Below are 8,363 nucleotides of genomic sequence, written 5' to 3'. Positions count from 1 at the left end.
CGCCGGCAGCCGCCTGCGCCGGGTGCGCGGCGCGATCCTGCGGGCCTGGCTCACCCGCGACGCGATCACCTCGTACGTCACGACGACGACCGACCTGCCGCTGCTGCTGCGCGCCGACCTGCGGGTGCGCATCCTGCTGTACCAGGGCCTGCTGTACGACCGGGCGCCCGGCGATGACGGCCGGCCGGGCCGCCGACGCCTGCTGCTGTTCGAACCCGCCGGTCGCGGCCGCGTCGCCGAGCTGTGGGGCTACCTCGACGACCGCACCGACGCCCTGGCGGTCTTCGTCCCCGGCACCGGCACGGCCGTCCGCGGATTCCACCTGCCCACCAAGGTCGCCCGCGACCTCGTCGGCCAGGTCGAAGCCGGCCAGATCCACACCGGCCAAGTCGACACCGGCCAGATCGACGCCGGGCAGGTCGGAGCCGGTCAGGTCGACGTCGGCCAGGTCGAAACCGGCCAGGTCGAAGCCGGCCGGGACGACGCAGCCCCGGAGCCTGCGCCGACTCCAGCCACCTCGCCAGGGGAGCGTGGGGAACGGGCGTGCCGGGCCGCGGTCATCGCGTGGATGGGAGCCGACTTCCCGCTCGCCATCGGCTCCAACGCCCCGTTCGCGCACTACGCGATCGCCGCGGCCGGGCCGCTGCGCGACTTCGTGCTGGGGCTGCCACGGCCCAAGGGTTGCGTGCTCACCGTGCTCGGCCACTCCTACGGCGGCACGATCGTCGGCGCCGCCGAGCGGCTCGGCGTGCCGGCCGACCGCGTCGTGCACGTCGCCTCACCCGGCGCCGGCCCCGGCGTGCGCGACGTCGGCGACTACCCGGCGCTCGACCCGCTCGGCCACCCCCGCGCCCCGCACCGGTTCACGCTGACCGCCCCCGGCGACCCGATCCGCTGGGTGCAGCGCCTCGACGTGCCCTGGCGCCTGCTGCCGCAGCCGGTGGCCACCGCCCTGCAACGGGTGGTCGCCGGACTCAGCCTCGGCGTCGACCCCGAGCGCCTCGAGGGCATCGAGGTGCTCCCGGCCGGCACGTGGGAGGTCGCCCGCGGCCTGCACGCGGCGGGCGCCCCCGTCTCCGGGCCGTCGGCGCACGCCGCCGTCATGGAGCCCGGCACGGGCTCGTTCCGGCGGATCGCCGGAGTGATCGCCGGGGTGCCCGGAGGGGTGACCGGAGGCGATCGGAGGTGATTCGGGTACCGCCCTAGACTGAGCCGCATGTCGTCGATCTCCCGCGATCAGGTCGCGCACCTGGCGATGCTCGCCCGCATCGAGCTGTCCGAGGCCGAGCTCGACACGATGGCCGGCGAACTCGGGGTCATCCTCGACGCCGTGGCGGCCGTCGGCGAGGTCGCCTCGAGCGATGTGCCCGCGATGAGCCACCCCGTGCCGCTGGTCAACGTCGTGCGTGCCGACGAGGTGCAACCGGGCCTGAGCCCGCAGGCCGCGCTCGCCGGGGCCCCGCAGGTGCAGGACCAGAGCTTCAGCGTGCCGCGCATCCTCGGCGAGGAGTAGCCCCGGCGCCGCCGACGAGCGGTCGCGCGGCGGCCGGTCGCCCCGAGCCACGTTCGAGACGAAGGAAACCCACACGTGAGCAGCCAGACCACCGACCTCCTGCGACTGGGGGCCGCCGGGCTCGCGCGCGAGCTGGCCGACGGCCGGGTCAGCGCGATCGAGGTCACCCGGGCGCACCTGGAGCGCATCGAGGCCGTCGACGGCGCGGTCAACGCCTTCCTCGCCCGCAACGCCGACGACGCGCTGGCCACCGCCCGCGGGGTCGACGACGCGCGCGCCGCCGGCGAGCAGCTCCCGCCGCTGGCCGGGGTGCCGATCGCCGTCAAGGACATCGCGTGCACCCAGGGCCTGACGACCACCGCCGGCTCCGCGATCCTGCGCGACTGGGTGCCGCCCTACGACGCCACCGTCGTGCGCAAGCTGCGCGCCGCCCGCATGCCGATCCTCGGCAAGACGAACATGGACGAGTTCGCGATGGGCTCCTCCACCGAGCACTCCGCCTTCGGCCCGGCCCACAACCCGTGGGACCTGACCCGCATCCCCGGCGGCTCCGGAGGCGGTTCGGCCGCCGCCCTCGCCGCCTTCGAGGCCCCGCTCGCGATCGGCTCCGACACCGGCGGCTCGATCCGCCAGCCCGCCGCCGTCACCGGCACCGTCGGCGCCAAGCCCACCTACGGCGGCGTCTCCCGATACGGCATCATCGCGCTGGCCAGCAGCCTCGACCAGATCGGCCCGTGCGGCCGCTCGGTGCTCGACACGGCCCTGCTGCACGAGGTCATCGGCGGGCACGACCCGGCCGACTCCACCTCCCTGAACGCCCCGGTGCCGCCGGTCGTGGCGGCCGCCCGCGCCGCCGACGTCTCGGGGATGCGCGTCGGCGTCGTGCGCGAACTCTCCGGCGAGGGCTACCAGCCCGGCGTGCGGCAGCGCTTCGACGAGGCCGTCACCGTGCTGCAGGCGGCCGGCGCGCAGGTCGTCGAGGTCTCCTGCCCGCACTTCGAATACGCGATCGCCGCGTACTACCTCATCCTGCCCTCGGAGGCGAGCAGCAACCTGGCCCGCTACGACGCGATGCGCTACGGGCTGCGCACCTTCCCCGACGGCGTGGCCGACCCGAGCGCCGAGCAGGTCATGGCCGCCACCCGCGAGGCCGGCTTCGGCGCCGAGGTCAAGCGCCGCATCATCCTCGGCACCTACGCGCTGTCGTCGGGCTACTACGACGCCTACTACGGGCAGGCGCAGAAGGTGCGCACGCTCATCGCCCGCGACTTCGAGGCGGCCTTCGACCAGGTCGACGTGCTCATCTCCCCGACGAGCCCGACCACCGCGTTCGGCATCGGCGAGAAGATCGACGACCCCCTGTCGATGTACCTTCAGGACATCGCGACGATCCCCGCCAACCTCGCCGGGGTGCCCGGCATCAGCGTGCCCGTCGGGCTCTCGCCCGACGACGCCCTGCCGGTCGGCCTCCAGGTGCTGGCCCCCGCGCTGGCCGACGACCGGCTCTACTCCGTGGCCGCGGCGCTCGAACGCGACCTCACGACGATCTGGGGCGGGCCGCTGCTCGACCGGATCACCGACCTCGCCGACAGCGACGGCGGAGACACGGCCGTCGCCGCGCCGGGCACCCAACCGGTCGCCCGCGCGGTCGACCCGACGAGACAGGAGTCCTGAGCATGGCAGCGGTGACCGACCTGCTCGACTACGACGAGGTGCTGGAGCGCTTCGACCCCGTGCTGGGCCTCGAGGTGCACGTCGAACTGTCCACGGCGACGAAGATGTTCTGCGGCTGCCCGACGACGTTCGGCGGCGAACCCAACACCCAGGTCTGCCCGGTGTGCCTCGGCCTGCCCGGCTCCCTGCCGGTCGTCAACGCGGTCGCCGTCGACTCGGCGATCCGCATCGGCCTCGCGCTGAACTGCACGATCGCCCCGGCCTGCCGGTTCGCCCGGAAGAACTACTTCTACCCGGACATGCCGAAGAACTTCCAGACCAGCCAGTACGACGAGCCGATCGCCGGCGACGGGTACCTCGACGTCGAGCTCGACGACGGCTCGACCTACCGGGTGCTCATCGAACGCGCCCACATGGAGGAGGACGCCGGCAAGCTCACCCACGTCGGCGCGACCGGCCGGATCCAGGGCGCCGACTACTCGCTCATCGACTACAACCGCGCCGGCATCCCGCTCATCGAGATCGTCACCAAGCCGCTGACCGGCGCGGGGGAGAAGGCCCCGCAGGTCGCGCGCGCCTACGTCAGCGCCCTGCGCGACCTCATGCGCGCGCTGAACGTCTCCGACGCCCGCATGGAGCAGGGCTCGCTGCGCTGCGACGCCAACCTGTCGCTGCGGGCGCGGGCCGGCGACGCCCGCGACGGCGCCGAGCAGGAGGCGGTGCCGCTCGGCACCCGCACCGAGACCAAGAACGTCAACTCGCTGCGGTCGGTCGAGCGCGCGGTCGCCTACGAGATGACCCGGCAGGCCGCGGTGCTCGCGTCCGGCCAGGCGGTCGTGCAGGAGACCCGGCACTGGCACGAGGACACCGGCTCCACGACGGCGGGGCGCGTGAAGTCCGACGCCGACGACTACCGGTACTTTCCCGAGCCCGACCTCGTGCCGGTCGCGCCGAGCGCGCAGCGCGTCGAAGAGCTGCGGGCCACGCTGCCCGAGCCGCCCGGCCTGCGCCGCCGCCGGCTGCAGCAGGAGTGGGGCTACAGCGACCTGGAGATGCGTGACGTCGTCGGCTCCGGAGCGCTCGACGTCATCGACGAGTCGGTGCGGGCCGGGGCGACCCCTGCCGGCGCCCGCCGCTGGTGGGTCGGGGAAGCGGTCCGGCGGGCCAACGCAGCCGGCGTCGAGCTCGTCGACCTCGGCCTCACCCCGGCGCACGTGGCCTCCCTCGACGCACTTGTGCGCGAGGGGCGGCTCAACGACTCGATGGCCCGGCAGGTGCTCGACGGGGTGCTCGCCGGCGAGGGCGACCCGGAGCAGGTCGCCGACGCCCGCGGCCTGCGGCTCGTCAGCGACGACTCGGCGCTCGGTGAGGCCGTCGACGCGGTCATCGAGGCCAATCCCGATGTCGCCGCGAAGATCCGGGGCGGCAAGGTGCAGGCCGCCGGCGCGCTCATCGGCCAGGTCATGAAGCGGATGAAGGGTCAGGCCGACGCGGCGAAGGCGCGCCGGCTGATCCTGGAGCGCCTGTCCGAGTAGACCACCGCACCCGAGCCCCCGATGAGCCCGGCGCAGCCGGTCACCCGACGCACCAGGTTCATCCGACGGAGAGGACGACCATGCTCGCCTGCCTGCCCACCCAGGAGATCGCCGACGCCGTCGGCCCGGTCGACGGGGTCGACGTGCTCGTGTGGGACCTGCTCGGGGAGCGCCCGCAGCGCGCCGACGAGATCGAGTTCCTGCTCACCCCGCAGTTCATGCGGCGGGCCGCGCTCGAGACCATCGCCACGCTCCCCGCGCTACGGCACGTGCAGCTCGTCAGCGCCGGCTTCGAGCACGCGGTGCCGTACGTGCCCGCGGGCGTGAGCCTGTCCAACGCGCCCGGCGTGCACGACACGGCCACGGCCGAACTCGCCCTCACGCTCACGCTCGCCGCGCAACGCCGGCTGCCCGACTTCGTGCGGGCCCAGCAACGCGGCCGCTGGGAGACGCGCATCTCCCCGGGCCTGGCCGACCGGCGGGTGCTCGTCGTCGGCTACGGCAACATCGGGCACGCGATCACGCGCCGCCTCCTGCCGTTCGAGACGCAGGTCACCGCGGTCGCCTCCCGGGCCCGGGACGGGGACGACCTCGTCGCGCACGTGCACGGCATCGACGAGCTGCCGGCCCTGCTGCCCGAGCACGACGTCGTCGTCCTCATCGTGCCGCTGACCGACTCCACGACCGGCCTCGTCGACGCCGGGTTCATCGAGGCGATGAAACCGGGTGCCCTGCTCGTCAACGTCGCCCGCGGCAAGGTCGTCGACACGCAGGCGCTCATGGCGGCGTGCGAGCGCGGGCGCATCCGGGCGGCCCTCGACGTCACCGACCCGGAGCCCTTGCCCGACGGGCACCCGCTGTTCGCGACGCCCGGGGTGCTCGTCGCGCCGCACGTCGGCGGGTACAGCGAGGCGTTCACCCCGCGGATCGGTCGCTTCGCGCGCGCCCAGCTGGAGGCGTACCGCGACGGCGAGCCGCTGGCGGGGGTTCAGATCCCGGCGACCCCCGAGGGGGCATAACACCGGTCCGGCGGGTGAGAATGGCGCTCATGTCTGACGCCGATCCGACAATGCGCATCCTCGTGTTGATGCGCCACTCGCAGGCCCAGAGCTTCTCCGCCGGGGGTGACCTCGGTCGCGAGCTGACGGAGCCGGGCCGCCAGCTCGCCGCGGACGTGGGCTCGTGGCTGCTCGGCCAGGGGGTGCGCCCCGACGTCGTCATCGTCAGCCCCTCGACGCGCACCCGCCAGACGTGGGAGAGCCTGCGCGACTCGGGACTGCCCGCGCAGGACGTGTGGAGCGACGAGGCGATCTACGACGGCGATCCCGTCGACATCATCGAGTCGATCCAGGCCGTGCCCGACGACGTGGGCACGCTCGTCGTCATCGGCCACGCCCCCGGCATTCCCGCCCTGGCGCTCGACCTCGAGCAGCACCTGCCCGAGGGCGCGACCAGCCCGGCTAACGGCTGGCCCCCCGCCTCCGTCGCCGTCGTCGGCCACCCGGGTTCGTGGGCGTCGTTCCCCACCGAGCAGTCCGCGGTCGTCGCCTTCCACCGCGCCTGAGGGGTCGGTCTCCGGTAGGTGGCCCCTCGCGGAGGCGGGTGGATTGACCGCTCGCGAGCGGTCACGTTGGTCTCGCCGCGCAACGCCGCAGGCCACAGGCCTGTTCGTGGCTTCGCTGAGGCCGATTGACCTCTCGGCGGCCCCCGAGAGGTCACCGCCCGTGACCCTGTGCGATCGAGGCCGGGTCGGCGACGCCCGACGATCCCGCGGCCCCTCAGGGCAGGACGTGCCAGGACGTGCCAGGACGTGAGCGGTCGCGGGCCCTACGATGCGGGCATGACTGCCAGCAGCGACGCCCCCACGCAGGCGGCCCCCGCGACCGACGACGCGCCCGACCTCAAGCCGCGCAGCCGCGACGTCACCGACGGCCTGGAGAAGTCGGCCGCCCGCGGCATGCTGCGCGCGGTCGGCATGGGCGACGACGACTTCGCCAAGCCGCAGATCGGCGTGGCCAGCAGCTGGAACGAGATCACGCCGTGCAACCTCTCCCTCGACCGCCTCGCCAAGGCCGTCAAAGACGGGGTGCACGCCGCCGGCGGCTACCCGCTGGAGTTCGGCACCATCAGCGTCTCCGACGGCATCTCGATGGGCCACGAGGGCATGCACTTCTCGCTCGTCAGCCGCGAGATCATCGCCGACTCCGTGGAGACGGTGATGATGGCCGAGCGGCTCGACGGCTCGGTGCTGCTCGCGGGCTGCGACAAGTCGCTGCCGGGCATGCTCATGGCCGCGGCCCGCCTCGACCTCGCGTCGGTCTTCCTCTACGCCGGCTCGATCCTGCCCGGCATCGCCAAGCTCAGCGACGGCAGCGAGAAGCAGGTGACGATCATCGACGCGTTCGAGGCGGTCGGCGCCTGCGCCCGCGGCCTGATGTCGCGCGACGACGTCGACGCCATCGAGCGCGCGATTTGCCCCGGCGAGGGCGCCTGCGGCGGCATGTACACGGCCAACACGATGGCCACCGTCGCCGAGGCGATCGGCATGTCGCTGCCCGGCTCGGCCGCGCCGCCCGCCACCGACCGACGCCGCGACGGCTTCGCCCGCAAGTCCGGGGAGGCGGTCGTCGGCATGCTGCGCGCCGGCATCACCGCCCGCGACATCATGACCAAGGAGGCGTTCGAGAACGCCATCGCCGTCGTCATGGCCTTCGGCGGCTCGACCAACGCCGTCCTGCACCTGCTCGCGATCGCCCACGAGGCGCGGGTCGAGCTGAGCATCGAGGACTTCCGCCGCATCGGCTCCAAGGTCCCGCACCTCGCCGACGTCAAGCCCTTCGGCCAGCACGTCATGACCGACGTCGACCGCGTCGGCGGCGTGCCCGTCGTCATGAAGGCCCTCCTGGAGGCGGGCCTGCTGCACGGCGACGCCCTCACCGTCACCGGCCGCACCGTCTCCGAGAACCTCGCTGGCGTCACCCCGCCCGACCCCGACGGCGCGGTCATCCGCGCGATGAACGAACCCATCCACCCGACCGGTGGACTGACGATCCTCAGCGGCTCGCTGGCCCCGGAGGGTGCGGTCGTGAAGTCGGCGGGCTTCGACTCCGACGTGTTCGAGGGCACCGCGCGGGTCTTCGACGGCGAGCGCGGCGCGATGGACGCCGTCGAGGACGGCACGCTGGGCCCCGGCGACGTCGTCGTCATCCGCTACGAGGGCCCCAAGGGCGGTCCCGGCATGCGCGAGATGCTCGCGGTCACCGGCGCCATCAAGGGAGCCGGGCTCGGCAAGGACGTGCTGCTGCTCACCGACGGCCGCTTCTCCGGCGGCACCACCGGCCTGTGCGTCGGGCACGTCGCCCCGGAGGCGGTCGACGAGGGGCCGATCGCGTTCGTGCGCGACGGTGACCGCATTCGGCTCGACGTGGCCAACGGCACCCTCGACCTGCTCGTCGACCAGCCTGAGCTGGCGCAGCGGCAAGCCGACGGCGTGCAGCACCCCGCGCCCCGCTACGAGCGCGGCGTGCTCGCCAAGTACCGCCGCCTCGTCGGCTCCGCGAGCAACGGCGCCGTCTGCGACTGAGCCGCGCCCCAGCCCACCCGCGCCTCAGCGCCGGCCGCGCCTCAGCACCGGCGTGGCC

At 73.9% G+C, this 8,363-nt stretch carries 8 protein-coding genes; 7 read left to right on the top strand and 1 reads right to left on the bottom strand.

Going from position 1 to position 8,363, the window contains the following annotated elements; all coding sequences use genetic code 11:
* Nucleotides 1–619, bottom strand: a 619-nt coding sequence (locus PINTE_RS25150) for a pentapeptide repeat-containing protein (protein ID WP_169798577.1), incomplete at its 3' end; no start/stop codon positions are given.
* Here PINTE_RS25150 and PINTE_RS25145 point away from each other — a divergent pair.
* The 7 genes from PINTE_RS25145 (at nt 569) to ilvD (ending at nt 8,305) form a co-directional block, all read left to right on the top strand.
* Complete coding sequence (locus PINTE_RS25145) at nt 569–1,189, top strand: alpha/beta hydrolase (RefSeq protein WP_084343819.1); 621 nt, start codon at nt 569–571, stop codon at nt 1,187–1,189. The genes PINTE_RS25150 and PINTE_RS25145 overlap by 51 nt on opposite strands.
* Before the next feature lie 27 nt (nt 1,190–1,216).
* A complete protein-coding gene (gene gatC, locus PINTE_RS19155) occupies nt 1,217–1,513 on the top strand; it encodes an Asp-tRNA(Asn)/Glu-tRNA(Gln) amidotransferase subunit GatC (protein WP_068433909.1) in 297 nt (98 codons plus the stop codon).
* 75 nt (nt 1,514–1,588) lie between these two features.
* Complete coding sequence (gene gatA, locus PINTE_RS19150; protein ID WP_084343818.1) at nt 1,589–3,187, top strand: Asp-tRNA(Asn)/Glu-tRNA(Gln) amidotransferase subunit GatA; 1,599 nt, start codon at nt 1,589–1,591, stop codon at nt 3,185–3,187.
* A 2-nt stretch (nt 3,188–3,189) separates the two neighbouring features.
* The gene (gene gatB, locus PINTE_RS19145; protein WP_068433908.1) at nt 3,190–4,722 is read left to right on the top strand and encodes an Asp-tRNA(Asn)/Glu-tRNA(Gln) amidotransferase subunit GatB; all 1,533 of its coding nucleotides are present in this window, start codon (nt 3,190–3,192) and stop codon (nt 4,720–4,722) included.
* Between the two features lie 80 nt (nt 4,723–4,802).
* A complete protein-coding gene (locus PINTE_RS19140; protein WP_068433906.1) occupies nt 4,803–5,741 on the top strand; it encodes a 2-hydroxyacid dehydrogenase in 939 nt (312 codons plus the stop codon).
* A gap of 29 nt (nt 5,742–5,770) precedes the next feature.
* The gene (locus tag PINTE_RS19135; protein ID WP_157087381.1) at nt 5,771–6,286 is read left to right on the top strand and encodes a SixA phosphatase family protein; all 516 of its coding nucleotides are present in this window, start codon (nt 5,771–5,773) and stop codon (nt 6,284–6,286) included.
* 276 nt (nt 6,287–6,562) lie between these two features.
* Nucleotides 6,563–8,305 carry a dihydroxy-acid dehydratase gene (gene ilvD, locus PINTE_RS19130; protein WP_068433897.1) on the top strand — a complete coding sequence of 581 codons (1,743 nt, stop codon included), beginning with the start codon at nt 6,563–6,565 and terminating at the stop codon, nt 8,303–8,305.
* Nucleotides 8,306–8,363 lie beyond the last annotated feature (58 nt).

Origin of the sequence: Piscicoccus intestinalis NBRC 104926, assembly GCF_001515525.1 — a bacterium.
Taxonomy (GTDB): Bacteria; Actinomycetota; Actinomycetes; order Actinomycetales; family Dermatophilaceae; genus Kineosphaera; species Kineosphaera intestinalis.
Note: the sequence above shows the minus strand (reverse complement) of the source record. Positions and strands in the feature narration are given on the sequence as shown.

What these genes read in the sequence shown, in the direction of transcription:
- PINTE_RS25145 (WP_084343819.1), top strand. Translation starts at nt 569, where the DNA reads ATGGGAGCCGACTTCCCGCTCGCCATCGGCTCCAACGCCCCGTTCGCG.
- gatC (WP_068433909.1), top strand. Translation starts at nt 1,217, where the DNA reads ATGTCGTCGATCTCCCGCGATCAGGTCGCGCACCTGGCGATGCTCGCC.
- gatB (WP_068433908.1), top strand. Translation starts at nt 3,190, where the DNA reads ATGGCAGCGGTGACCGACCTGCTCGACTACGACGAGGTGCTGGAGCGC.
- PINTE_RS19140 (WP_068433906.1), top strand. Translation starts at nt 4,803, where the DNA reads ATGCTCGCCTGCCTGCCCACCCAGGAGATCGCCGACGCCGTCGGCCCG.
- PINTE_RS19135 (WP_157087381.1), top strand. Translation starts at nt 5,771, where the DNA reads ATGTCTGACGCCGATCCGACAATGCGCATCCTCGTGTTGATGCGCCAC.
- ilvD (WP_068433897.1), top strand. Translation starts at nt 6,563, where the DNA reads ATGACTGCCAGCAGCGACGCCCCCACGCAGGCGGCCCCCGCGACCGAC.